The sequence below is a fragment of the Aquirufa sp. genome, from assembly GCF_044377215.1.
Taxonomy (GTDB): Bacteria; Bacteroidota; Bacteroidia; order Cytophagales; family Spirosomataceae; genus Aquirufa.
Map to the genome: position 1 here is coordinate 1 of NZ_JBILJM010000028.1, position 24,352 is coordinate 24,352.

Below are 24,352 nucleotides of genomic sequence, written 5' to 3' on the forward strand. Positions count from 1 at the left end.
GATTCTCATTTTTCGTACTTAATTCTTTGCCCGGTGCAGGTGCTGGATAGCGTGAATAATAAAAGCCATTCCCCTTCCAAGCGACGCTACTTACTTTTACCCATTGAATCTCATCCGCTAAGTCTTTTCCCGTTGCCATATCACGCACGGTATACGTCTGCCAGTCACTACCACCCTTACTTAAACCGATGCAGGCGTACCGACCGTCTTTATTTAAATTAAACACAGTGAGTCGCGTAGTTGCATCCGACGATAATTTATTGGGATCTAAAACCTGCTCAGCGTTGCCATTTAGGCCTTTTTGACGGTAGAGTACCGATTGGTTTTGCAGGCCTGAGTTTTTGTAAAAATAGAACCATTCCCCGCGGCGCGTAGGTGCTGAAAGCTTTTCATAATTGCTCAATACCTCAATACGTTTTTTAAAGGTTTCACGCATTGGCAATTTTTCCAAATAGCCAAAACTCACTTCATTCTGAGCTTTAACCCAGGCTTTGGTATCTGCACTATTGTCATCTTCAAGCCACCGGTAGGGGTCTGCCACGGAAACCCCGTGATATTGATCAATTTGATCTACTTTACGTGTTTTCGGATAGGACAATTGAGCCATGGCATGAAGGCTTGCGCCAACTAAAAGGAGTGAAAAAATTCGTGTCTTCATAATCATTTATTTTTGATGAACCCAAAGCACTGCATCTGCAACGATTAGTCCTTTGGCATTTTTCGTGTAGACAAGTACGTCTGCTGTAACAGGATCTGAAAAAGTATAGGTCCCGAGTGGCGCCCAACCTGATTTCATATCCTGAGTTAATTTCAAGGCGACCGGAAATTTAGTTCGACCTACATAAACTTCCAACTGTACCGTGGTATTTCCCATGGAAGTTGGCAAAAAATAATACGCTTGATAAACACCTTTCAAAGGTGTTCGTGAATTAAACCTAACCCGCGCGCCCAAATCGTCATTCGAAAATGTAGACAAATATCCTTCTCCATACCCATTGACTTTATCGGCAACTTTCTTCCACGGACCAATAACCTCGACCATCGATTTATTGGCATCATCAATCAATAAATCCGGACGAGATCCATCCATCAACGGGTTAAAACTATAATAGCGTTGAATATCGTCCTCTTTTACATTGGCAACCGATATTCCTTTTTGCATCGCGTCGAGCGTGCGAATAACAGCCGTTTGGCTAGCTAAAATAGCATCTGACTCGACCACTTGACTTAGCATAAAAATAGGTGCCTGCGTGTTAGTCCATTTAATGGCGGGCTTTTTTAGGTGTTTGGTTGAGCCACCCATCCCATCATCTTCTACCTGGGTAGTCATCTGATAGCCCGCCTTCGTTAGCAAGTCGGCATGTACACTACAATCAATAAACTGTTTCGCTTTAACTACTCGAATTCCTTTTCCATCAGAAACACTCAGTTGTAATAGTTGGGCCTCATTTTGCTGGACCTCTTGCAATTGCATTCCTTCCCACACCAGGTATTCTGATTGCTTTTGATACGCGTCAATGACTTGTTTTTTAACTCCGAGTGATGCCTCAAACACATCAAACTGACCTAACTCTTTGCCAATTTTTCGGTAAAAATCCCAAACTAATCCCTTGATTTCATGTCTAACTAATTGTTTTGAAATAGGGAGTTCATCAGCGGATTGGGGTACGATCAGCAGTGTTTTTTTACCTGCTATTTTTGCAGCATGTGCAGCCAGTTGAGCCCCTATATTTGCCCCATAAATAACCACATCTACCTGTTGTGCTTTTTGGCCAAAGCAATAATGGATAGTCAGTAAAAGGATAAAAATTAACCGCATGCTCTTAAAATAACGTGCCGGTTTGTGCTTTTGGAGCGATACCTACATGAAGATATGCCTTTTCGGTAGCTTCCCGACCACGAGACGTACGTTTCAAAAATCCCTCTTGAATTAAAAAAGGTTCATATACTTCTTCAATGGTTTCTGCCTCTTCTCCACATGCCGTGGCAATGGTCGTTAGACCTACGGGACCGCCCTTGAATTTTTCGATGATGGTCATTAAAATGCGATTATCCATTTCATCCAAGCCATTTTGATCTACATCCAAGGCGTCTAAAGCAATCTGGGCGATGCGCACATCAATTTCCCCATTGCCTTTTACTTGGGCGAAGTCACGTGTTCTACGTAATAGATTGTTGGCGATACGCGGTGTTCCTCTGCTCCGACGGGCAATCTCATAAGCCCCAGATTCCTCTATTGGCATTTTAAGAATTTGTGCGGAACGCTTCACAATGGTGGTGAGTAATTTGGCATCGTAATATTCCAAACGAGCATTGATTCCGAAACGTGCCCGTAATGGGGATGTTAACAATCCCGCACGCGTCGTGGCACCAATCAACGTAAATGGATTCAAACTAATCTGGATGCTCCGGGCGTTTGGACCCGAGTCCAGCATGATGTCAATTTTATAATCTTCCATGGCTGAATACAGGTATTCTTCCACAATCGGATTTAATCGATGAATTTCGTCAATAAATAACACATCAAATGGTTGCAAATTCGTCAATAAACCCGCTAAATCAGAGGGTTTGTCTAACACAGGTCCTGAAGAAATCCTCAATGTAGACCCTAATTCATTGGCAATAATATGCGATAAAGTCGTCTTTCCAAGGCCCGGAGGGCCATGAAGCAGGACGTGATCCAAGGCTTCTTCGCGTGCTTTGGCAGCTCCCACGAATACCTTCAGGTTCTCCACGATTTTGCCTTGGCCCGAAAAGTCAAAAAAGCTCAAAGGCCGGAGGGCTTTGTCGTACTCTTTTTCTTGTGGATTCAATGCTTCCGCATCACCTGTTAAATAATCTTCCCGCATAAGGCGTTTTGAATCAAAAATTGAATTCAAAGATAATTTTTTTATTGCGAAGATTTTATAGTTTTGGAAAACCTTATTGATTTTCTAAACCTATGACCTCCATCTTTATCGGCGAACTCGCCGGAACAGCTACTCTATTATATATCGGAAATGGCGTTGTCGCCAATGTTCTCTTAAAAGATACCAAAGGAAATGGTACGGGATTACTAGCCATCGCGGCAGCTTGGGCTTTTGCCGTCACAATCGCCATCTATGTTTCCACTTATTTTGGCAGTTCTGCAGCGCATTTAAATCCAATTGTTACCATCGCAGATTGCGCTAAATCGGGTGATTGGACCTTATTTCCTACGTTTATTGGCGCACAATTGTTGGGGGCGATGTTAGGCCAACTCCTCGTTTGGATACATTACAAACCACATTACGATATCACGGAAGATCCAGGGGCAATTAAAGCATCCTTTTGCACGGATCCTGCAATCAAAAATACCCCATTCAATTTTATTTCAGAAGCATTTGCTTCTGCTATCGCTGTCGTTGCCTTGGGCACGTTTAGCTCCATCGAAACAGGATTAGGGCCATTTATGGTAGGTATATTAGTCTGGGCAGTAGGCCTGGGATTGGGGGGAACAACTGGATATGCCATCAATCCCGCCCGTGATTTAGGACCACGTATTATGCATGCAATTTTACCTATTCGACATAAAGGAAATTCCGATTGGGGATATGCATGGATTCCGGTGCTAGGACCAGCTGCCGGTGCTTTCATTGGCGCATATATTTTGACTTTAAACTAAGCGACTTATGTATATTGGATCTATCGACCAGGGAACAACAAGTTCTCGGTTTATCATATTTAACAAGGCCGGAGAAATTATTTCCGTTGGCCAAAAAGAACATCAGCAGATTTATCCACAAGCTGGCTGGGTCGAGCATAACCCGGATGAAATCTGGAAAAATACGCAGGAAGTTATTGGCCTAGCTTTAGGAAAAGCGAACTTATCAGCGAAAGATATTGCGGCGGTTGGGATTACGAACCAACGAGAAACCACGGTCGTTTGGAATAAACACACAGGGAAACCCTATTATAATGCCATCGTTTGGCAAGACACGCGCGTCGGATCTGAATTAGCTGAACTTGCCAAAGACGGCGGCATGGATCGTTTTCGTACCAAAACGGGATTGCCACTAGCGGCCTATTTTAGTGGATTAAAATTACGTTGGCTACTCAATAACATCGAAGGACTTCGTGCCGATGCTGAAAAAGGCGATGCGATTTTCGGAAACATGGATACGTTTATTGCCTGGCATTTAACAGGTGGGTTACACATCACAGATGTGACAAATGCGAGTAGGACCCAACTCATGGATTTGGTGACATGCCAATGGGACGATGAAATTTTGAGCATATTTAACATCCCAAAAATCATGTTACCCGAAATTAAACCTAGCTCCGCCGTGTACGGACTTGCAAAGGGCGTTTTAGGCGGCGTACCATTAGCTGGGATTTTAGGGGACCAACAAGCTGCGTTAGTTGGCCAAACCTGCTTCAACCCGGGCCAAGGAAAAAATACCTATGGAACTGGTTGCTTTTTACTCATGAATACGGGGGAAAAACCTGTACCATCCCAACATGGCTTACTAACAACCGTGGCATATCAGTTAGGAAATGAACCTGTGCATTATGCTTTGGAAGGCTCTGTTGCCATAACCGGCGCATTAGTTCAATGGCTTCGTGACAACTTAGGAATCATTAAAAACAGCCCAGACATTGAAAAATTGGCGAAAGAAGTGGATGACAATGGCGGTTGCTATTTTGTTCCTGCATTCTCTGGATTATATGCCCCCTATTGGAAATCGGATGCACGTGGTGTCATCGTAGGTCTTACCCGCTATGTGAATAAATCGCATATCGCTCGAGCTGCTTTGGAAGCAACTGCATTTCAAACATGGGAGGTTCTAGAAGCCATGGAAAAAGATGCTGGCATTCCAATTACGTCACTACGCGTGGACGGCGGCATGGTCGTCAATCAATTATTGATGCAATTTCAAGCAGATATACTAGGAGCAGAAGTAATTTGCCCAAAAATTATTGAAACCACTGCTTTGGGTGCAGCCTATGCCGCTGGGCTGGCCGTAGGATATTGGGAAAATCTAGATGATCTTCGGAAAAACTGGGGTATCGCACATACGTGGAAAAAACAAATGCCAACGGAAAAACGCCAGCATTTGCAAGGTCAATGGAAAAAGGCCGTTACGAAAAGTTTTGACTGGGCGGAAGATTAAACTCGCTTAATCTTCACCGCCTCTACTTTTGTTGTCCCATAAGCAGGACAATACGCAGGTTGTGCACACGAACTAAAGATTAATCCGGCTAACACACTTAATGCAATAAGCTTTTTCATATCGTTTTGATTAAACTGTAACAGGTATATTTACGGCCACCGGCTTCTTTTCTATCACCGGAACTTTTGGCTCATTATAGCCCAAAATCTGAAGCATCGTACCACTTGACTGCTCCTCTTGGAACAAGCGTGTGGTAATTGTTCCATCATCCAGGCGGTCAACAATCACATGTTTGGGAGCAGGAATTAAACAATGTTGGATTCCTCCATATCCACCTAAGGACTCTTGGTAGGCGCCGGTGTGAAAAAAGCCAACATACTGGCGTTCCTGATCCTCTTCAAATATAGGCAAATATAAGTCAGAACTGTGCGCCTCCGTATTGTAAAAATCCATCGAATCACAAGTTAAGCCACCTAAGTTAACTTTCTGATATGGTGAACTCCAGTTATTCACCGGAAGCATGATGTATTTTTGATTCATACCCCATGAATCTGGCAATTGCGTAATAAAAGATCCGTCGATCATGTACCACAACTCCTTATCATTCTGGAGTTTTTGATCAATAATCTCATACAAAACGGCTCCACTTTCACCTACCGTATACGAACCAAACTCTGTGAAAATATTAGGAACCGGCACATTATTTTTATTGCAAATCCAGGAAATTGATTCCACGATTTCGTCGACCATCGACTGGTAATCGTAGTTAAATTGAAGCGAAGTTTGAATCGGCAGACCACCACCCAAATCGATCGAATCTAATTCAGGACAAACTTTTTTCAATTCGCAATATTTGTAAATAAAGCGGCTTAATTCAGACCAATAATACGCCGAATCTTTGATCCCCGTATTAATAAAGAAATGAAGCATCTTTAAATTAAACTTCGGATTTGGTTTGATTTTCTCCTCATATAGTGGAATCACATCCGAGTATCGAACACCCAAACGAGACGTGTAAAACGCAAAATCAGGCTCTTCATCCGTGGCAATACGAATCGCCAGATTAGCCTTTTCGGCAGTCACCGACTTCTCATAGAAATCAATTTCTTTTAAATTATCAAGGATTGGAATGCAATTAAACCCATCATTAATTAACTCTGAAATATACTGCGTGTACAAAGGTTGCTTGTAGCCGTTACATAAAATATAAGTCGACTTAGACACTTTACCTTGATTGTACATATCCCGAATAATAGGAATGTCAAATGCACTTGAGGTTTCTAAATGTACATGTTGCTTCAAAACTTCCTCTAAAATGAAGGAGAAATGGGATGATTTTGTGCAATAGCAATAGGTATAATTCCCTTTGTAATTATATTTCTTGATAGCATTACGAAACAGCAATTTGGCATTTTCGATATGCTCCGAGATTTTGGGCAAATAAGAAACCTTTAACGGCGTACCATATTGTTTGATGATTTCCATCAAGGGTACGTTGTTAAATAACAACTCATTATTCTCATTGATATTGAATTCACGCGTGGGGAACTCAATGGTTTGATCAATTAGATCGACGTAATTTTTCATTCAGTCAGATGAATTGTACTCAAGCGAACTTGAGTTTGTGGAAAAACGTGCAAAACTGCAATAAAAGTATGTACTTTGCAAACGAATTACTGATTAAGTTATTATGCCCAAAATACATTTTATCGCAATCGGCGGCGCTGCCATGCACAATTTAGCACTTGCCTTAAAAGCCAAAGGATTTGAAATTACCGGCTCCGATGATGAAATTTATGAACCTTCCAGGAGTCTCTTAGACGCAAATGGCATCCTTCCTGATGCATTTGGCTGGTTTCCAGATAAAATAACGTCGGATTTAGTTGCCGTCATTGTGGGGATGCATGCGCGTGCCGACAACCCTGAACTTTTACGAGCACAAGAATTAGGCATACAGATTGAGTCCTATCCTTCATTTTTATACGAGCAAAGTAAAAACAAGCAGCGCATCGTCATTGCAGGAAGTCATGGAAAAACTAGTATCACCTCCATGATTTTACATGTTTTAAAAACGCTTAATAAACCATTTGACTATTTAGTGGGCGCGCGGATTGAGGGATTCGACCTGATGGCCTCGCTTTCAGAAGCTCCGATAATTGTTATCGAGGGAGATGAATACCTCGCTTCACCAATCGACCGACAAGCCAAATTTTTGGTATACAAACCACATATTTGTTTAATCTCAGGGATTGCCTGGGACCACATTAATGTGTATCCCACATTTGAATCGTATACCGATTCATTCAAAAAATTAATTCAAGAATTACCAAAAGCAGGCTGTTTGTTTTTTGATGAAACAGATGAGGTGCTGATGAGCCTAACGGAAAATTGTCCGGAACATGCCGACAAGCAAGGGTATCAGGCCCATCCTTCAGTTGTCAAAAATGGCCAAACTATTTTATTGGGCGAAGATGGCAAAGAGTATCCGATTCAGGTTTTTGGTGAGCATACCTTGAAAAATTTGCAGGGTGCTCGCTTGATTTGCGAGCAAATTGGCATTTCGACTACTGCTTTTTATGAGACTATTCAAAACTTTAAAGGAGCAGCAAAACGATTGGAATTGGTTGCATCCGCAGAAAATGGATTGTTTTATAAAGATTTTGCACATGCTCCATCGAAAGTAAAAGCAACCACAGATGCATTGAAAAATCAATTCCCCTCCCGAAAACTTGTTGCTTGTTTGGAATTACACACATTCAGTAGTTTAAATCCTGCCTTTTTACCGCACTATGCGGGAACATTGGATTTAGCAGATGAGGCAATCATCTATTTAAGTGAACATGCGCGTGAGATTAAACGTATGGATCGCATCGAGGAACAAGTCGTTCAAACGTATTTCAAGCATCCTCGCCTGCGAGTTATCCGCGATGCGGAAACATTGCGTGATTCCTTGTTACAGGAAACTTGGGGGGACACTAACTTGCTTATGATGTCTTCAGGGACATTTGATGGATTGGATATGCCAAAATTGGGCCAAGAAATAGGAATGTTACGCGCTTAGTAATTGATCTAATTCGGCTTTAAAACCAGTCAACAAAAGCTCTTTCATGCTAATCTTACGTTTTTGCGTATTGATTTTGCTTTGAGTTGGCTTATCATCCATAAGTCGATCCTGTTCTGCTTGCGCAATAAAATCATCTAGTTCACCACGTTCCTTTTTCGTCATGTAGTCCATTTGATTAATCATGATTTTCAATTGTTCAATCCGTGGCTTGTCATTTAAGGCTGGATGGCGATATGAAATCACACGTAATAAATAGTTCATTTCAAAAATCTTATCACACGCATTTCGGAAACGTTCAGCCATACTACGATCGACTGTTTTCACTTGCGCGGTAACCTCTTTCCATTTAATGAGGTAGGCCTTGGCTAAGTCGGCAGTGGCCGGCATATTCAACTGATCACCCAACTTCAATTCCAGCTCCCCTGTCATGGCGACAAGTTCTTGCACACGTGGATCTATCCGAGGCTTATATTCAATGCCATTAATGCGATTATATTTTTCAAAAAACATGTCATTAGCTTTCTTGAAATTCTTCCAAAGCATGGATTGTTTTTTGGGAGGAAGGCCAATGACTAACTTCCACTCTTTTTGTAATTCTTTGACTTTAATGATGGCTGCGTCTAGGTCGTCCGACTTGCGGTATTGATGTACGGCGTCAATGTAACCTTGAAGAATAAGGATTTTTTCGTCGATTTGTCGGTTTTTGTCTTCAAAATAAAATCTTCTTCTCAAGAAGAACTGATCCATAATTTCTTGAAATGAATCTGCTAAGGAGTCTTGAAATTGCTTATCGACTGGCCCGGTTTTCACCCATTTGGCCTTCAAATCCATTAGCTCATCGGTCGCGGCAATCACATCCTCTTGGTTGGCAATCACCTGCGCATCCTCAATGAGTGCGCGCTTAATCTCCAGATTCTTGATTTGATTGTTTTGGATTAGACCGCGTAAGAAGACTTCTAATTCATCCAACTTAGCTAATAAAGGGATAAAATCGCCTAGTCCATCAAACGTAATTAAATACGCTTTCATTTGAACAACCTTTGTCAGGTAGGAGCCCTTATTCTGCACTTCTTCAAGTTCCTGTACTAATTGATTTACCTTGGAATTGGCTAATTCGAATCGTCGGGCGAAATAATTTAAAGCTTCTTGTTCAGTTTCACGAACAAATCCGATTTCCCGCGATGGAAAATCTAGGTAGGCGTTTAGGAAAACTTTGCCGTCCTGGCAAAACCCAAACTCATTTTTAGCGGTGTGGCTCATATTAATTCTTATAAAAGAGCTTCAAGCAAACGCTTTGGCTCATTAAATCCGACGTCAATTTATCTAAAAAATTATAAAGAAGTAAAGAAATCCATAAGAGAAATTCAAAAAATTACATAAAAATAACATTCTTTGCAGGTTCTTATTAAACCAAACACGATTGACCCTATGAGTAACGAAACTATTATCTTTTCAATGGAGCGTGTATCCAAAGTGATACCCCCCCAGAAAACGATCATTAAAAATATATATTTATCCTTTTTTTATGGGGCTAAAATTGGTGTTCTTGGACTCAACGGTTCAGGTAAATCCACCCTTTTGCGTATCATCGCCGGGATAGATAAATCATTTACGGGAGACGTTGTTTGGTCGCCCGGATATACTGTTGGTTTGCTTGAACAGGAACCACAATTAGACCCAACTAAGACCGTTCTTGAGGTCGTTGAAGAAGCCGTTGTTGAAATCAAAAACTTGTTGAAAGAGTTTGACGAAATCAATGAGGCTTTTGGAGATCCAGATGCCGACTTTGATAAATTGCTGGCGCGTCAAGGAGAAGTACAAGAAAAATTAGACCATTTCAATGCGTGGGAATTAGATACGCGTTTGGAAAAAGCGATGGATGCCTTGCGTTGTCCAGATCCAGATGCGTTAGTCAGCACTCTTTCTGGTGGAGAAAAGCGCCGCGTAGCACTTTGCAGATTGCTACTTCAAGAGCCTGATGTCTTGTTATTGGATGAGCCTACCAACCACTTGGATGCAGAATCGGTAGACTGGCTGGAGCAACATTTGCGTCAATACAAAGGAACCGTTATTGCGGTAACCCACGATAGATACTTCTTAGATAATGTAGCTGGTTGGATTTTGGAATTAGATCGCGGTGAGGGGATTCCATGGAAAGGAAATTATTCTTCGTGGTTGGAGCAAAAACAAAACCGTTTGGCACAAGAAGAGAAGACAGAGTCGCGCCGACAAAAAACCCTACAGCGCGAGTTGGAGTGGGTTCGTATGGCACCAAAAGCCCGTCAAGCGAAATCAAAAGCGCGTATTGGTTCCTATGAGAAATTATTATCTGAAGAGAACCGTCAAAAAGAAGACAAATTGGAATTATTCATTCCAGCGGGCCCGCGTTTAGGGAATAAGGTCATTGAGGTACAGGGCGTTTCCAAGTCATTTGGCGATAAATTACTCTATGAAAATGTAAGTTTTTCACTTCCTCCAGCAGGAATTGTGGGGATTATTGGGCCTAATGGCGCGGGTAAAACAACGATGTTCAAGTTAATTACAGGACAATTAGAACCGGATTCGGGTAGTTTTGAGGTGGGTGAAACAGTGAAATTAGCTTATGTAGATCAGGAGCACAATCAACTGATTGCTGAGAAATCGGTATATGAAACCATTGCCGATGGAAATGATTGGATCATGCTTGGGGGCAAGCAAGCGAATGCCCGTGCGTATGTGAGCAAGTTTAATTTTAATGGGGCGGATCAAGAAAAGAAAATTGGCAATTTATCTGGTGGCGAACGCAACCGGGTACATTTAGCGATGATGTTGAAGGAAGGCGCGAATGTGTTATTGCTGGATGAGCCAACCAACGACTTGGATGTGAATACCTTACGTGCATTGGAGGAAGGATTGGAAAATTTTGCGGGATGCGCGGTGGTTATTTCACACGATAGATGGTTTTTGGATCGTATTGCAACGCATATTTTAGCATTTGAGGGGGATTCCCAAGTGACTTATTTTGAAGGTAATTACTCAGAATATGATGAGGCGCGTAAGAAACGCTTAGGTGACGCGGCTCCGAAACGAATTCGATATAAAAAATTACAATAGGGGGAGCGGATTGAATAAGTGACTAGTTTACGTATTTTTGCAGTTAAATTGAAAATGTTGGTTCAAAGTTCCGAACCGTTTTTTTGATTTTTAAACAATGGTAACATGACACCAAGAGAAAAAATTCAAGCGGTAATCGACGAAATGGGCAAAGTGGTAGTTGGGCAGGAACGCCTAATCAACCGTTTGCTTGTTGGCCTTTTTACCGGCGGACACGTGCTTCTCGAAGGCGTTCCTGGGCTAGCCAAAACGCTTACAATCAATACATTAGCTAAAATTTTGGATTTGCATTTTCAGCGTATCCAATTTACGCCCGATTTACTTCCTTCGGATTTAGTGGGCACGATGATTTACAATCCGCTAAAAAATGAATTTGAAGTCAAGAAAGGTCCAATTTTTGCTCAGATTATATTAGCTGATGAAATTAATCGGGCTCCGGCAAAAGTACAATCGGCCTTATTGGAAGCTATGGCCGAAAAGCAGGTAACAATTGGTGAAACTACCTATTTATTGGACAAGCCATTTCTTGTGCTAGCGACCCAAAATCCGGTGGAACAAGAAGGGACATTCCCGTTGCCAGAAGCGCAGGTAGACCGTTTTATGATGAAGGTTTTCTTGAATTATTTGGATAAGGAACAGGAGCTCGAGGTGATGCGCAAGATGTCTAATATGGATTTTCAATATGAACCCAAATCAATTTTAGACCTACAAGATATACAAGCTATACGTAAGGAAATAAACCAAATTACCATTTCGGAGACGCTAGAAAAATACATTATTGAATTAATTTTTGCAACGCGAAATCCGGCGGATTATGGATTGACGAAGGAAGCGGATTACATTCAATTTGGGGCCTCGCCGCGTGCGAGTATTCACTTAAATTTGGCAGCTAAAGTAATGGCTTATTTAGCAGGACGTGATTATGTGCTACCAGAAGACATCAAGGAAATGACGCCGGATGTGTTAAATCACCGGATTATTTTGACTTACGAGGCAGAGGCAGATAACATTACAAGTTTGCAAATCATTCAAACGATCTTGAGTTCCGTGGCGATTAATCGCTAAATTTTTAGACCTCATCCCCCTACCTTTGCCAATCCTCCAAGGTTTGGCAAAGGTAAAGGGAAAAGAGTTCAAGTAATTGATAATTTTATTTTCGTAAAATTAAAATACTCGGATCTGTCACATAACGCCCAGACTGATCGCCATACAGCGCCAAACCTCCACGCGTAGACTCAAATCGAAGTACTAATTTCCCCGCTTTCAAAGCAGCTTGCCATGCAGCAGGAGGAATCACCCCCTGCACTAAGTACCCATACGTTCCCGCCTCATCCAATTTATTATTCCGAGCCTGATAATGCCACGACAAAATACCCTGGTGATCAGCCGGATCATCTGCTAAAACTGTCTCTAACCCAATAATTCCATTAGCCGAAACACGCAACGAGGAAGAAGAAGGATACACATCCGTCTGCGGATACGCATTGGGATTAACTCCCGGATCAAAGGTCCCTTTGCCCAACATATAATCCCCATCCATTTTGCCACGGTCCGGACGATCCTTACCTAAAATCGGCTTAGAGGATGCCTCCACCATAAATCGTACCTCCGCAATATCACTTCCCGAAATCGGGAATTCATATTCAAAATAACCAACCCCGGCCCCGTTAACCTTTTGGCCCAAAACTCCTGTCCATTGCTTTTCCGGCCATTGCGAAGCACTATAACGCTCCACAGGAACAGATACTAATTCCATTTTTGGATTCGACGGCTTTAAATTTCCTTCCTCAACGATAATATGACCAAAATTCCGATGTAACACTTTTCCCGCAGGATCCATTAAAATGAAGCTGAGCGTATTCACGGATTTGTCTTTTGGCAAAACCACTGAAAGAGAATCGAGCGCCCGAACATCCCAAGGAGCAAATTTCACAGGCAATTCCTTCGTCCAATGTGCTTGCTTTTCTCCCCATGCCGTCACGCCAGCGAACGAAATTTTCAAATGCAGCCCCCCCGACAAATCCGTCATGGATGACAAATGAAGCGGAATCTTTATGGTCTGTCCAGCCTTTCCAGCCCAAGTTATTTCCTGACCCGTCGACACATAAAAGGGCCCATGCAAATCCTTCAATGTCATGCCCGGCACAATCGCCCCCAATCCCGTCTCCTTTTCCGTCCGATCAAATTTATAATAGCCATTCCACTCATTAATCACATCGTGATGTTCGGTGTACAACCAACCAGCCATCTTCGGATGATTCCGAAACGAATTCATCGCCTTATGATAATCAAACGTATAATCCACATCACCCGTACTTCCTTGATACCCCCATACATTCCCAAACTCCGAATTAATCATCGGCTGCGCCCCTTGCACATAGCCCTTTTCAAAATTCCACTGACTACCCGGAAACACATTTTTCGATTGATCATCCATCACTTTATCCCATTCATAACCCGCTTGATAGGCATGCCATGAATGAATATCCGTCTCCGTATGCCCCCGACCACAACAAATCGAATTGTCTTCCACTAGGCGTGTTGGGTCTAAAGATTTTGCCAAACGATATACCGAAGCCACCCATTTTTGCGTCTCAGGCGTATAAACAGACTTTTTATCAATACGCGTAAACAAACCCCAAGTCTCATTAAACGTTATCCAAGAAAAAATCGACGGATGATTAAAGTCGCGCTTCAACATCTCATGCAAGGTGTATTCCGTCTCCCGACGCATATCGGCATCCGGCTCACCCCAAGAATTAGGAACGTCCGACATCACCAATAAACCTAATTTATCAGCCCAATATAATTTACGCGGCACATCTACCTTAATATGGGTACGAATACCATTTAACCCAATCCGCTTACTCCGTACAATCTCATCCCGCATAAAAGCGTCAGACGGAAACGTATAAAATCCATCCGCATGGTAGCTCTGGTCAAGTGCCAGCTGCAAATAAACCGGTTTATTGTTTAACGCAATGTAAGGAATCTTGGACCCCGGTAATGGCGTCACTGAAATTTTCCGAAAACCGAAATACCCTTTCACCTGATCATTCCCTAAACTCATCGATAAATCATATAAATAAGGATCCTCCAACGACCACAATCGTGGCTTGACCAATTTCAACGTAAGATCCGCAACGGCTGTACCTTTCTTCACAGGTATGCTCGCCGACTGCCCATTAGCGAGTCTTACCTGTAAAACAGCATCTTTTGAAGCAGCAGTACCTAAGTAGGTTTTGACCCGAACAGTGCCCTTGTCAATATCTGGATAAACTGCATAATGGTCAATGTAATCCGAACCCCGTGCATCCAAATAAACCGTCTGCCAAAGCCCCCGCGCATTTCCATACCCCTGCTTCCCATATAAGGTAAACATCCGCCGCTTATCATCCACGCGAATGTCGACTGATTGAATCCCTGCTTTCAAAAATGAAGTGACGTCAAAATCAAACGGAGTATATCCCCCTTTATGCTCGCCAACAAATTTGCCATTTACATACACAGACGTATGCCAATCGGAAGCACCAATATTCAAAAACACACGCTTAGAACCCCACACGGCAGGTACCTGAAATGTCCGGTGATACCACGCCACATCCGCTTCATCCTTCACGCCAGAAAGCTTCGATCCCCAAGGGAAAGGAACCTGAATTTTATGAGCAAATTTGGATGGAATAACGAGGGTAGAATCAAAGGTGAAATCCCATGACCCATTTAGATTCAGCCACTGTGACCGCATTAAATCAGGCCTCGGATGTTCCGGAAGGGGTTGAGCAGTTTTTTGTGCAAAAGCAAACGAGTTAGCTCCCAAGAATAGGAGTATCAATAGTTTTTTCATAGGTTTAGATTTACGCAAGGGCATGCCAATGCGGAAAACAAATTTGGCAAATTTTCCGATTGTTTCAGCTAATTTTTAATTTAAAAGGTAATTTTACGGCCATGAGTCAATTAGAAGAATTAAAAAAGAAGATTCCTACGCAAATAGCCGTAATCGGAGGAGGGAGTTGGGCAACAGCACTTGTTAAAATTTTATCTGAAAACCAGGTCAAAATTAAATGGTGGATCCGTCGGAAATCAGACGTTGACTTTATCCGAAAATACAACCATAACCCAAGCTACCTTACAGATGTAGCCATTAATCCCCGCAAAGTAAAAACCTACAGCAAGATGTCGGACGCACTTACGGGTGTTGAATATATCATTCTAGCTGTACCTGCCGCATTCATTCCGGCAACACTAAAAGATTTAAACCAAAAACACTTCGAAGGAAAAAAAATTGTGTCGGCGATTAAGGGCATGATTCCAGAAGAAAATTTATTGGTCACCGACTGGATGGAAAAAGCATTTAATGTGCCGATCAGCCAAACCTGTGTTATTGCTGGGCCATGTCACGCGGAGGAGGTCGCACTTGAAAAACAGTCCTATTTGACCATTGCATCGCCGTCTTTGGCAGTTGCACAATCCTTTTCGAATTTATTGAATAGCCGTTTTCTTCAGGCCCATGCCATCGAAGATCTCTATGGCGTGGAATATTGTGCGGTTATCAAAAACATCATTGCCATTGCTTGCGGAATAACACGCGGTTTGGGATTTGGCGACAACTTTCAAGCCGTTTTGGTGAGTAACGCGATGCAGGAAATCAAGATTTTCTTAGATGTGGTCTACCCCGAAGCTAAACGCGACTTAAACAGCTCAGGATATCTGGGTGATTTATTAGTAACTGCGTATTCGCAATTTTCGCGTAACCGTACGTTTGGAAACATGATTGGCAAAGGGTACTCCGTTAAATCAGCACAGATCGAAATGAACATGATTGCAGAAGGATACTACGCCGTACGCAGTATTCACGCGATTACGCAGCAGCACAACATTCATCTTCCTATCATTGAGGCTGTCTACAACATCGTGTATGAGAAAGCGAATCCACAAGTGGAAATGAATAAATTAAAAGGTTTCTTAAAGTAGGAAGGACTTAATTAATGCCGCCGTTGATGCCAAAGATTCTTGCGAAGGTTTCAACTTTTCTTGCGAAAAATTAATGTCCAACATCCGATTCATGGGCACCAAATGTACGTGCGCGTGTGGCACTTCCAATCCAATGACAGCCACACCAATACGCTTACATGGAATGGCTTTCTTAATAGCCGGAGCAATTTTTTGCGCAAATTTCATCAAGTCGCCAAGCAATTCAGGTTCCAAATCAAAGATATAATCAACCTCTTGTTTGGGAATAACCAACACATGACCCTCCACTAAAGGCATTACATCTAGGAATGCCATAAAACGATCATCCTCCGCAATCAAATGACATGGAATTTCTCGATTGACAATTTTGGTAAATATCGTAGCCATTAATCGATGCGTTTTAGATTACACTTCGTAATCGGCTTAATAATCAAAGGTACCTTTTCCAATTTCACCGCATCACTATCCAAGCCAAAATACTTGTCCTCCGAATGCGTAAACTGCTTCACAAAGAAGTGAGCCTTCATCACCAAACGATCCATGATTGGCATCTCATTGTCATAGGATAAGAATTTCTCTAGGACAACAAAACGGAAATCACCAATAACATTTTGCTCATTCAAAGATTTATATCGAGAGGTAATATCCACCTCACCGCGGGCAACCATCTCTTCTACAACCTTACGGAAGTATAAATTAATACGTTGCTCGACGCGGAAACCTAATTTAAAATTCACCTTAATAATATCATCCCGCTCAATCACAGTAACCTTGTAATCCATTGTATACGGATCATCCATGGTATCCACGTGCACAAACCAATAGATATCTGCTTTCTTTGGTCGGCGCTGAAAAATAGAATAAATAATCTTCGATTCAATATCCGTCACACGCGCAGCGTTAGACATAAATACCAAATGTGTGGCATATTTGGGAATCGTTTCATCGTTGCTCAATTCTTTCAGAGGTTCAATGTAGTCGGCCAACTTCTCATACTCGGTTAATTGTTTTTTAATGCGTGTTGCGCGCAACCAAACCCACATTAATAAAATAATAACTCCAGCTATAAATAAAGAAACGTAACCGCCATGCCAGAACTTCTGCAAGTTTGCTACCAAAAATGCCCCCTCTAGTGAAACATATACTACTAAAAATAATAGAATCCACCACATGTCAACCTTCTTAATGTGCAGATAGTAGGCCATTAAAGAAGTCGTCATTAACATCGTCATCGTGATAGCTAATCCATAAGCCGCTTCCATATTGGCAGATTCACGAAACCATAATACAACGCCAATGCAACCCATCCAAAGCAATAAATTAATAGATGGCACGTAGAGTTGGCCTTTTTGATCTGATGGATAAATCAAGCGAACGCGCGGCCAAAAGTTTAAGCGAATCGCTTCTGAAATCAATGTAAATGAACCCGAGATTAAGGCTTGAGAGGCGATTACCGCTGCCGCAGTTGCCAACATAATTCCGGAGAACAAAAACTGTACCCCAAGTTCAGATTTAAGTAATTCGAAAATAGGCTTTTTGGCACCTAATAAGGTTCCATTATGAGACAATAACCAGGCCCCTTGGCCGAAGTATTGAAGTAATAAAGCAACTTTGACAAACATCCAAGAAATACGAATGTTGTCACGGCCGCAGTGGCCCAAATCTGAATATAGCGCTTCTGCTCCTGTGGTACACAAAAACACCGCGCCTAAAGTCCAAAAACCCGCCGTTCCCGACTGGTGCGTAGTTAATAAATCATAGGCATATTGCGGGTTAATCGCGCGCAAGATAGACCAATCATTTTCAATACCTAGTAAACCAGTGAAGGCTAACATCCCAAACCAAGCCAACATGACAGGCCCAAAAAACTTACCTACAACCTTCGTTCCCAGGATTTGGAAAAGGAATAGACCAGTCAAAATAACAATAACCAAAGGAACAGTATCCGTTACAAAAGGGGTTCCATCAGCATGATGCAACATACGCAAGCCTTCTACGGCTGAAGAAACCGAAATTGGGGGTGTAATTATCCCATCGGCCAACAGAGTTGCTCCTCCGATAATTGCCGGAAGTGTTAGCCATTTGGCATGTCTCCGAACTAAAGCAAACAACGCAAAAATTCCACCTTCACCCTTATTGTCGGCACGCAAGATCAGAATAACATACTTCAATGTTGTCTGTAAAGTCAACGTCCAAAAAATACAAGATAAACCACCTAAGACAGTTAATTCATTAATCGGGTTATCGCCAATGATGGCCTGCATTACGTAGAGCGGTGATGTTCCGATATCCCCATAAATGATACCCATGGCTACCAAAAGGCCGGCAGCCGTCATTTTATTCTTGTGTTTGTGTTCCATTTAACGAAAAGGGTAGTAAACGTATATTCAAATAAAAATGCTTTAACGTAAGAGTGCAAAAAATGCCCAAAATTGTACTATTTCATACCTTTTTCTTGAAATATTTCAAGAAGTGGAGGCAAATATAGTTCAATGTTTTTGATATCAAATAGGGATGAATTTTTTTTCACCAAAAGCCTGGTGACATGGAGGTTAACGCGTATAATAATAACCAAAAATGATGTTCATTTCGTCCTCTGAAGTGAGACCAAAATTGATGTCCTTCGCCGTATCATTTACATAGGTGACAACAGAAGTTAAACCTTCACCTGCTTGTAATGAAATAGGGGCCGCATAATTAATTACTTTAGGATGTTCCCAATCGGTATTTTCGTAGATTAACTCACCATTGCGAGGACCTCCCTTAATTTTTATTTGAAATAATTTTCCTTTTGCGTGAAAATGCGATGTAAGCGAAACCACGACAATATCCTTGTCAAATTTAAAATCTCGGGTTATTGTTGTCGTTTGCTTAGCCGGTAGCGTAAAATTAGTAACACCAAAATCAATCATTTGAACTACTTTTTTGACTTGATCCGCAGGTACCGTATATAAATTCACATAATTCTCCCCATAAAGCGGCTCCTTCGTTCGATTAAAGTAATGTGGGTTCAAATCAACTGAAGCATTCGCTGGCAATTGAAGGGCCATCCCTTCTGGGAACGTATAGTCTGAATTAGGATCCGTACCGCCGCCTAAAAAAATATGATTCGACATTTGCAAGAATGTCAAAATATTTAGAGAGTTGTCTAAATTTCTTAAATCGCGAATCTCATTTTCTTTTGGTAGCACCGATTTATTTCTAAAATCATAAATAACCATGTGGTGGCTATTCGACCGAGACTTTAATTTAATTCGGGACACATACACGGGAGCTGTGTTATTCAGGGGTCTGCGCACAAATAGTTCGCGCTCAAAATTAGGTGGGACCACAAAACGCTCTACTTTTAGTTGAATACCCGATTTGCCTTCCTCGGCTGGAGAAGGCAATGGTATAAAATCAGGATTCTGGACATAACTAGGTGTTTTATCATCTAACAAGGTAGGATCCGCCACTTCTCCAGCTGCAGGCGCACCTGCGTCGATCCATTTTTGAACAAATGAGAGCTGACCCTTACTGATTGGCTTTCCTCCTAAGGGCATTGGTGCACCATAATTTACTAAGCCATGATGTGCTAAATCCCAATTTAACTTGTGAAAAAATAAACTTTCGTTCGAAGCAAACTTCTTAACGCGTAGAACAGATCTAGACAAAGCCGCCGCATTGACAGATGGCACACCTACCAAATTTGCATACGCTTTCCCTTTAAGCAATATAAGCTTATGCTGTGCAAAGCCGGCATCTTTCTCAGAAAAATGGCATCCAGATGTCGCGCAAGTTGGCGTTAAAAATTTATCCTGCAGCTGATCAAAAGAAGCTATTTCTTTCGACTGAGGAGCCGGGCTAACACCCGGATCCGTTGCTTCTTTCGAACAAGCAAACGCTAAAACAGAAATAAAAATCCAAGCTTTTTTCATCGTAAATAATACATATCATGTTGTTCTCCTGCCTCAATCCGTAACACACGGCCTAACACAAGTAAAACTAATTTTCGAGACGCTAACCACAACGGAAGTCCTGATTTTAGCGCAAAATCAGCCAATGTAACAACTTCATTTTCCCGTAAATATTCCATCAACCACTTCTCCGAATCACCATAAGCAAACGTTAAACCAGCATCATTTTCACGACGCAAAATTTGCTTCATTTCTCTACTCGCCTTCACCGTTCTGTCCTTTACCCGTACGTAACATACTGGGTTAGAATCCGATTCCAACTGCACAAAATGCGGTTTATCCACACTCTCAAATACGTGATATACCAGCACCGAACGTCCATTCTCCAAAGGTATCCGATAGACATTATACGTAAACGCAGGAAAACAATAGGCATCTATTGCCTTTTCCAACAAGAACTGATCTTCCTCAACAAATTTAGATCCTTCAATTTGACCTTCATCAGAAACACCCACAAATAAATGCCCCCCTTCAGAATTTGCAAAAGCAACCAACTCCTTTATAATCTTCTCTGGAAATTTTACCTTCATCTTAAACTCCAACCGCTGCCCCTCTCCATGACGAACCAAATGCTTCAGATTTCGCAAATCCAAAAATAGATTGGCATCCTCTCCAGACATTTCATCCAATAAAATTTCATTCCCTGTGCGCATGGTCTTAAAACTCATTTCAATTTAACAAAGTTTTAAAACATTCACATTTTATTTTACTTAGTATAGCTATTCAATAGACTTTGTATATCTTTGTCAAAATTTTAGTAAATGATCCAAGAAAATTTCGAAAAATCACTACAGCCTTTATCGCTTGACGAAAGACTTGCACAAATTGCTCTTTTTTTTCAAGGCCAAAAATTAGTATTCTCAACCTCATTCGGCCAAGAAGACCAAGCGATTACCCACGCCATCGCTTCCCAAAAATTAGCCATAGAAATTTTTACCTTGGATACCGGTCGGCAATTCCAAGAGTCATACGACCTCATCGATCTAAGCGTTAAAAAATTAGAATTCAACCTAACTACCTATTTCCCGCAAAAAGAATCCGTAGAGGAACTCGTGGCAAAAAAAGGATTCAACTCATTCTACGCGTCGGTTGAAAACCGTAAGGAATGTTGTTTCATCCGCAAAATCGAACCCCTAAACCGCGCACTTCAAGGTGCCCATGTGTGGATTACAGGATTGCGCGCAGAACAATCGGAGAATCGGGCCGAGATGCCCATGATTGAGTGGGATGCGCAAAAAAATCTATACAAAATAAATCCACTGATTGATTGGTCTTTTGAAACCCTTGAAAAATACTTAACTGAACATAAAATACCCCAAAACCCACTACATAAAAAAGGGTTTGTGTCGATCGGTTGTGCACCATGCACACGTGCGATCAGTGAAGGTGAACATCCCCGCGCAGGTCGCTGGTGGTGGGAGAATTCACAAAAAGAATGTGGTTTACACGCCTAATAGTTGCATATGAATAAGTTAAAAGATAAAATCGGCCATTTTCCTCGCCAACTTGAGGATGAGTCAATTTACATTTTGCGCGAAGTTGCCGCTCAATTTGAGCGCCCTGCCCTGCTATTTTCAGGAGGAAAGGATTCCATCACCCTAGTTCGCTTAGCCCAAAAAGCTTTCTTTCCAGGTAAAATTCCATTCCCGCTCGTACATATTGACACAGGCCACAACTTTCCGGAAACCATCGAATTTCGGGATTGGCTAGCCAAAGAAACAGGGGCTGAATTAATTGTACGCTATGTGCAAGATTCAATCGACCAAGGGAAAGCCAAAGAGGAATCAGGCAAATACGCCTCCCGAAATGTGTTACAAACCGTGACACTTTTAGATACGATTGAAGAATTTAAGTTTGATGCCTGCATAGGTGGAGCGCGCCGCGACGAGGAAAAAGCCCGAGCCAAAGAACGGATTTTCTCTGTTCGTGATGACTTCGGCCAATGGGATGCCAAACGCCAACGGCCCGAATTATTCGATATGCTGAATGGCCGTATTTCCGTAGGCGAAAATGTGCGAGTTTTCCCGATATCCAACTGGACCGAACTAGATGTTTGGAACTACATCAAAGAAGAAAAAATGGAAATTCCATCGATCTATTTCTCGCACAAACGCCAAGTAATCGAACGCGATGGCATGCTTTGGGCTGATTCAGACCACCTGAACAAGGAAGCAGATGAAATTCCATTTGAAGCTACCGTCCGATTTAGGACCGTTGGCGACATGACCTGCACCGCCGCCGTTGCCTCCGATGCAACCGAAATCGACGTGATTATTGAAGAGATTCTTTCCGCAGAAATTTCGGAACGAGGTGCGCGGATCGACGATAAACGTTCGGAAGCAGCGATGGAAAAAAGAAAGCAACAAGGGTATTTTTAACGTAAGCGAAAAAAGACAATGGATATATTACGCATAGCAACCGCCGGTTCTGTTGATGACGGGAAAAGCACCTTGATCGGCCGCTTATTATACGAGACAAATTCAATTACCAAAGATAAAATTGAAGCCCTCGAAACCGCTTCAAAACGTAAAGGCTTAGATTTCTTAGATCTTTCCCTCTTAACCGATGGCCTCATCGCAGAACGTGAACAAGGAATTACTATCGATGTAGCACACATTTATTTTTCTACCCCAACCCGGAAATACATCATTGCAGATACGCCAGGTCACGTGGAATATACGCGAAACATGGTAACTGGGGCATCTAATGTGAAGGTTTCTTTGATTTTAGTAGACGCGCGCCAAGGATTAGTCGAACAAACGGCACGCCACTTGTCAATCGCGGCCATGCTACGAATTCCTAAAGTGATTATTTGTATAAACAAAATGGATTTGGTTCAATACCAAGAATCCACTTTTGAGGAAATAAAAGCAAGTTTAACCGAACTCGTAGCACAGACAACATTCGAGGGACAAGATGTTAGCTTCCTACCCATCTCATCATTATACGGTCAAAATATTACGACCAAAGCAGAACACATGCCTTGGTTTACAGGCAATACACTTTTAGACGAATTGGAAGCATTTGAATATGCGGAGACTTTAGCCCATGCCTCTGCACGCTTTCCGGTACAATTTGTCATAAGACCCATGACCGAAGCCTACCACGATTTCCGTGGTTACGCAGGTAAAATAAGTTCTGGTACGTTCCAAGTGGGCGATGCGATTCGTGTATTGCCTACGGGCCAAGAAAGTACCATCGCAACGATCGAAAAATTTGAAACAAAATTATCAAATGCCAAAGCTGGTGATTCTGTGGTTATTACTTTATCCACTGACATCGATATCTCACGTGGAAATACGCTTGTTTTAGCCAGCGAGACCGCTGCCCCACAATTAAAAGACTTCGCCGCGCAGGTTTGTTGGCTCGATCACCAAGCACTTACTCCAGGTAATACGTATTTATTACAGCACGGCATAAACATCACTAAAGCGAAGATTTCGCAAATCACGGAGCGCTTAGACGTGGTTGCGCAGACTGCCACCGAAGGTGTCGATTCGCTGAAATTGAATGAAATTGGGCGCATTGCTTTGCGTACGGCACAACCGATTAGTGCAGATGTGTATGCAAAAAACCCATCCAATGGGGCCTTTATATTGATCGATGAATTTTCGAATTCAACAGTTGGCGTAGGGTTCGTTCAATAAAACTTATTGAAATTTCTTAGGAGCGTACAGGAAACCAAAAGCCTGTGCGCCTTCTTTCGTATGTACTTCATGGTGCACATAATGCGCTTTCATAATTCGCTTCATGTACCGACTCGTCGCTTTGTATTTGATTTTGATTCGACGATGCACGATAATATCATGAAAAATAAAATAGAAGATTCCGTAAGTCGCAATGCCTAATCCGATATAAAATAAGGGCCAAAGTTCAGGAATCTCAGCTCCTGCGATGATCGTGAGTGTAGATGAAATACCAAAAACAACCGAGAATAAATCATTTTTCTCAACCGGATTATTATGATGTACATGATGTGACTGGTGCCAGCGCCACATAAATCCATGCATAATGTACTTGTGCGTTAGCCAAGCCATACCTTCCATGCCAATAAATGTCACCAACCACAAGAGAATTCCCATTTGAAACTTTTTGAATTTTAACCCAAAATTACACGGAATTGTTTTAAAAATCGA

20 protein-coding genes and 1 pseudogene are annotated in these 24,352 nt (G+C 42.0%); 9 read left to right on the forward strand and 12 right to left on the reverse strand.

Features of this window, described 5'->3' with window-relative positions; all coding sequences use genetic code 11:
* The 3 genes and pseudogenes from ACIQ6T_RS08745 to ruvB all read right to left on the reverse strand — a co-directional run.
* A pseudogene (locus ACIQ6T_RS08745) lies at positions 1 to 658 on the reverse strand (S9 family peptidase); the annotation flags it as partial.
* 6 nt (positions 659 to 664) lie between these two features.
* Positions 665 to 1,819, reverse strand: coding sequence for an FAD-dependent oxidoreductase (locus tag ACIQ6T_RS08750; RefSeq protein ID WP_395785519.1), 1,155 nt, complete (start codon positions 1,817 to 1,819; stop codon positions 665 to 667).
* A 4-nt stretch (positions 1,820 to 1,823) separates the two neighbouring features.
* Complete coding sequence (gene ruvB / locus ACIQ6T_RS08755) at positions 1,824 to 2,849, reverse strand: Holliday junction branch migration DNA helicase RuvB (protein WP_395785520.1); 1,026 nt, start codon at positions 2,847 to 2,849, stop codon at positions 1,824 to 1,826.
* A 92-nt stretch (positions 2,850 to 2,941) separates the two neighbouring features.
* On the opposite strand from ruvB, the gene ACIQ6T_RS08760 reads away from it, so the two are divergent.
* Both ACIQ6T_RS08760 and glpK read left to right on the forward strand, forming a co-directional pair.
* Complete coding sequence (locus ACIQ6T_RS08760) at positions 2,942 to 3,643, forward strand: MIP/aquaporin family protein (RefSeq protein ID WP_395785521.1); 702 nt, start codon at positions 2,942 to 2,944, stop codon at positions 3,641 to 3,643.
* Between the two features lie 7 nt (positions 3,644 to 3,650).
* The gene (glpK, locus tag ACIQ6T_RS08765; RefSeq protein ID WP_395785522.1) at positions 3,651 to 5,132 is read left to right on the forward strand and encodes a glycerol kinase GlpK; all 1,482 of its coding nucleotides are present in this window, start codon (positions 3,651 to 3,653) and stop codon (positions 5,130 to 5,132) included.
* Here glpK and ACIQ6T_RS08770 read toward each other — a convergent pair.
* Both ACIQ6T_RS08770 and ACIQ6T_RS08775 read right to left on the reverse strand, forming a co-directional pair.
* On the reverse strand, positions 5,129 to 5,251 hold the full coding sequence (locus ACIQ6T_RS08770; RefSeq protein WP_395785523.1) for a hypothetical protein: 123 nt from the start codon (positions 5,249 to 5,251) through the stop codon (positions 5,129 to 5,131). The two genes, glpK and ACIQ6T_RS08770, sit on opposite strands and share 4 nt — an antisense overlap.
* Positions 5,252 to 5,261: 10 nt before the next feature.
* The gene (locus ACIQ6T_RS08775; RefSeq protein ID WP_395785524.1) at positions 5,262 to 6,719 is read right to left on the reverse strand and encodes an arginine decarboxylase; all 1,458 of its coding nucleotides are present in this window, start codon (positions 6,717 to 6,719) and stop codon (positions 5,262 to 5,264) included.
* Positions 6,720 to 6,822: 103 nt separating this feature from the next.
* On the opposite strand from ACIQ6T_RS08775, the gene murC reads away from it, so the two are divergent.
* The gene (murC, locus tag ACIQ6T_RS08780) at positions 6,823 to 8,193 is read left to right on the forward strand and encodes a UDP-N-acetylmuramate--L-alanine ligase (RefSeq protein ID WP_395785525.1); all 1,371 of its coding nucleotides are present in this window, start codon (positions 6,823 to 6,825) and stop codon (positions 8,191 to 8,193) included.
* On the opposite strand, the gene ACIQ6T_RS08785 is transcribed toward murC, so the two are convergent.
* The gene (locus tag ACIQ6T_RS08785) at positions 8,182 to 9,456 is read right to left on the reverse strand and encodes a DUF349 domain-containing protein (protein WP_395785526.1); all 1,275 of its coding nucleotides are present in this window, start codon (positions 9,454 to 9,456) and stop codon (positions 8,182 to 8,184) included. The genes murC and ACIQ6T_RS08785 overlap by 12 nt on opposite strands.
* 168 nt (positions 9,457 to 9,624) lie before the next feature.
* Here ACIQ6T_RS08785 and ettA point away from each other — a divergent pair, with 168 nt between their 5' ends.
* Positions 9,625 to 11,289, forward strand: coding sequence for an energy-dependent translational throttle protein EttA (gene ettA, locus ACIQ6T_RS08790; protein ID WP_395785527.1), 1,665 nt, complete (start codon positions 9,625 to 9,627; stop codon positions 11,287 to 11,289).
* Between the two features lie 105 nt (positions 11,290 to 11,394).
* Entirely contained in the window at positions 11,395 to 12,354 is a 960-nt protein-coding gene (locus tag ACIQ6T_RS08795; protein ID WP_395785528.1) for an AAA family ATPase, read from the forward strand.
* A gap of 85 nt (positions 12,355 to 12,439) precedes the next feature.
* On the opposite strand, the gene ACIQ6T_RS08800 is transcribed toward ACIQ6T_RS08795, so the two are convergent.
* The gene (locus ACIQ6T_RS08800; protein WP_395785529.1) at positions 12,440 to 15,133 is read right to left on the reverse strand and encodes a glycoside hydrolase family 2 protein; all 2,694 of its coding nucleotides are present in this window, start codon (positions 15,131 to 15,133) and stop codon (positions 12,440 to 12,442) included.
* A 101-nt stretch (positions 15,134 to 15,234) separates the two neighbouring features.
* On the opposite strand from ACIQ6T_RS08800, the gene ACIQ6T_RS08805 reads away from it, so the two are divergent.
* Positions 15,235 to 16,260, forward strand: a complete 1,026-nt coding sequence (locus ACIQ6T_RS08805) for an NAD(P)H-dependent glycerol-3-phosphate dehydrogenase (RefSeq protein WP_395785530.1) — start codon at positions 15,235 to 15,237, stop codon at positions 16,258 to 16,260.
* Here ACIQ6T_RS08805 and ACIQ6T_RS08810 read toward each other — a convergent pair.
* From ACIQ6T_RS08810 to ACIQ6T_RS08825, 4 genes are all read right to left on the reverse strand, one after another.
* Complete coding sequence (locus tag ACIQ6T_RS08810) at positions 16,252 to 16,647, reverse strand: HIT family protein (protein WP_395785531.1); 396 nt, start codon at positions 16,645 to 16,647, stop codon at positions 16,252 to 16,254. The two genes, ACIQ6T_RS08805 and ACIQ6T_RS08810, sit on opposite strands and share 9 nt — an antisense overlap.
* Positions 16,647 to 18,620 (reverse strand): KUP/HAK/KT family potassium transporter, encoded by a 1,974-nt coding sequence (locus ACIQ6T_RS08815; RefSeq protein WP_395785532.1) that lies wholly within the window; start codon positions 18,618 to 18,620, stop codon positions 16,647 to 16,649. The genes ACIQ6T_RS08810 and ACIQ6T_RS08815 overlap by 1 nt, the downstream gene beginning before the upstream one ends.
* Before the next feature lie 192 nt (positions 18,621 to 18,812).
* Complete coding sequence (locus ACIQ6T_RS08820; RefSeq protein ID WP_395785533.1) at positions 18,813 to 20,177, reverse strand: hypothetical protein; 1,365 nt, start codon at positions 20,175 to 20,177, stop codon at positions 18,813 to 18,815.
* Positions 20,174 to 20,884, reverse strand: coding sequence for a helix-turn-helix domain-containing protein (locus ACIQ6T_RS08825; protein WP_395785534.1), 711 nt, complete (start codon positions 20,882 to 20,884; stop codon positions 20,174 to 20,176). Before ACIQ6T_RS08825 ends, ACIQ6T_RS08820 begins: the two co-directional genes overlap by 4 nt.
* Before the next feature lie 93 nt (positions 20,885 to 20,977).
* Here ACIQ6T_RS08825 and ACIQ6T_RS08830 point away from each other — a divergent pair, with 93 nt between their 5' ends.
* Genes ACIQ6T_RS08830 through ACIQ6T_RS08840 form a run of 3 tightly spaced genes read left to right on the forward strand, consistent with a single transcriptional unit; the run spans position 20,978 to position 23,863 of the window.
* On the forward strand, positions 20,978 to 21,670 hold the full coding sequence (locus tag ACIQ6T_RS08830) for a phosphoadenylyl-sulfate reductase (RefSeq protein WP_395785535.1): 693 nt from the start codon (positions 20,978 to 20,980) through the stop codon (positions 21,668 to 21,670).
* Between the two features lie 9 nt (positions 21,671 to 21,679).
* A complete protein-coding gene (gene cysD, locus ACIQ6T_RS08835) occupies positions 21,680 to 22,594 on the forward strand; it encodes a sulfate adenylyltransferase subunit CysD (RefSeq protein ID WP_395785536.1) in 915 nt (304 codons plus the stop codon).
* A gap of 18 nt (positions 22,595 to 22,612) precedes the next feature.
* Entirely contained in the window at positions 22,613 to 23,863 is a 1,251-nt protein-coding gene (locus ACIQ6T_RS08840) for a sulfate adenylyltransferase subunit 1 (protein ID WP_395785537.1), read from the forward strand.
* A gap of 3 nt (positions 23,864 to 23,866) precedes the next feature.
* Here the strand turns inward: ACIQ6T_RS08840 and ACIQ6T_RS08845 are convergent, their stop codons facing one another.
* Positions 23,867 to 24,298, reverse strand: coding sequence for a sterol desaturase family protein (locus ACIQ6T_RS08845; protein WP_395785538.1), 432 nt, complete (start codon positions 24,296 to 24,298; stop codon positions 23,867 to 23,869).
* Between the last annotated feature and the right edge of the window lie 54 nt (positions 24,299 to 24,352).

Bases quoted from the DNA above. Each gene is read 5' to 3' on its own strand.
- ACIQ6T_RS08750 (WP_395785519.1), bottom strand. From the start codon at position 1,819: ATGCGGTTAATTTTTATCCTTTTACTGACTATCCATTATTGCTTTGGC.
- ruvB (WP_395785520.1), bottom strand. From the start codon at position 2,849: ATGCGGGAAGATTATTTAACAGGTGATGCGGAAGCATTGAATCCACAA.
- ACIQ6T_RS08760 (WP_395785521.1), top strand. From the start codon at position 2,942: ATGACCTCCATCTTTATCGGCGAACTCGCCGGAACAGCTACTCTATTA.
- glpK (WP_395785522.1), top strand. From the start codon at position 3,651: ATGTATATTGGATCTATCGACCAGGGAACAACAAGTTCTCGGTTTATC.
- ACIQ6T_RS08770 (WP_395785523.1), bottom strand. From the start codon at position 5,251: ATGAAAAAGCTTATTGCATTAAGTGTGTTAGCCGGATTAATCTTTAGT.
- ACIQ6T_RS08775 (WP_395785524.1), bottom strand. From the start codon at position 6,719: ATGAAAAATTACGTCGATCTAATTGATCAAACCATTGAGTTCCCCACG.
- murC (WP_395785525.1), top strand. From the start codon at position 6,823: ATGCCCAAAATACATTTTATCGCAATCGGCGGCGCTGCCATGCACAAT.
- ACIQ6T_RS08785 (WP_395785526.1), bottom strand. From the start codon at position 9,456: ATGAGCCACACCGCTAAAAATGAGTTTGGGTTTTGCCAGGACGGCAAA.
- ettA (WP_395785527.1), top strand. From the start codon at position 9,625: ATGAGTAACGAAACTATTATCTTTTCAATGGAGCGTGTATCCAAAGTG.
- ACIQ6T_RS08795 (WP_395785528.1), top strand. From the start codon at position 11,395: ATGACACCAAGAGAAAAAATTCAAGCGGTAATCGACGAAATGGGCAAA.
- ACIQ6T_RS08800 (WP_395785529.1), bottom strand. From the start codon at position 15,133: ATGAAAAAACTATTGATACTCCTATTCTTGGGAGCTAACTCGTTTGCT.
- ACIQ6T_RS08805 (WP_395785530.1), top strand. From the start codon at position 15,235: ATGAGTCAATTAGAAGAATTAAAAAAGAAGATTCCTACGCAAATAGCC.
- ACIQ6T_RS08810 (WP_395785531.1), bottom strand. From the start codon at position 16,647: ATGGCTACGATATTTACCAAAATTGTCAATCGAGAAATTCCATGTCAT.
- ACIQ6T_RS08815 (WP_395785532.1), bottom strand. From the start codon at position 18,620: ATGGAACACAAACACAAGAATAAAATGACGGCTGCCGGCCTTTTGGTA.
- ACIQ6T_RS08820 (WP_395785533.1), bottom strand. From the start codon at position 20,177: ATGAAAAAAGCTTGGATTTTTATTTCTGTTTTAGCGTTTGCTTGTTCG.
- ACIQ6T_RS08825 (WP_395785534.1), bottom strand. From the start codon at position 20,884: ATGAGTTTTAAGACCATGCGCACAGGGAATGAAATTTTATTGGATGAA.
- ACIQ6T_RS08830 (WP_395785535.1), top strand. From the start codon at position 20,978: ATGATCCAAGAAAATTTCGAAAAATCACTACAGCCTTTATCGCTTGAC.
- cysD (WP_395785536.1), top strand. From the start codon at position 21,680: ATGAATAAGTTAAAAGATAAAATCGGCCATTTTCCTCGCCAACTTGAG.
- ACIQ6T_RS08840 (WP_395785537.1), top strand. From the start codon at position 22,613: ATGGATATATTACGCATAGCAACCGCCGGTTCTGTTGATGACGGGAAA.
- ACIQ6T_RS08845 (WP_395785538.1), bottom strand. From the start codon at position 24,298: ATGGGAATTCTCTTGTGGTTGGTGACATTTATTGGCATGGAAGGTATG.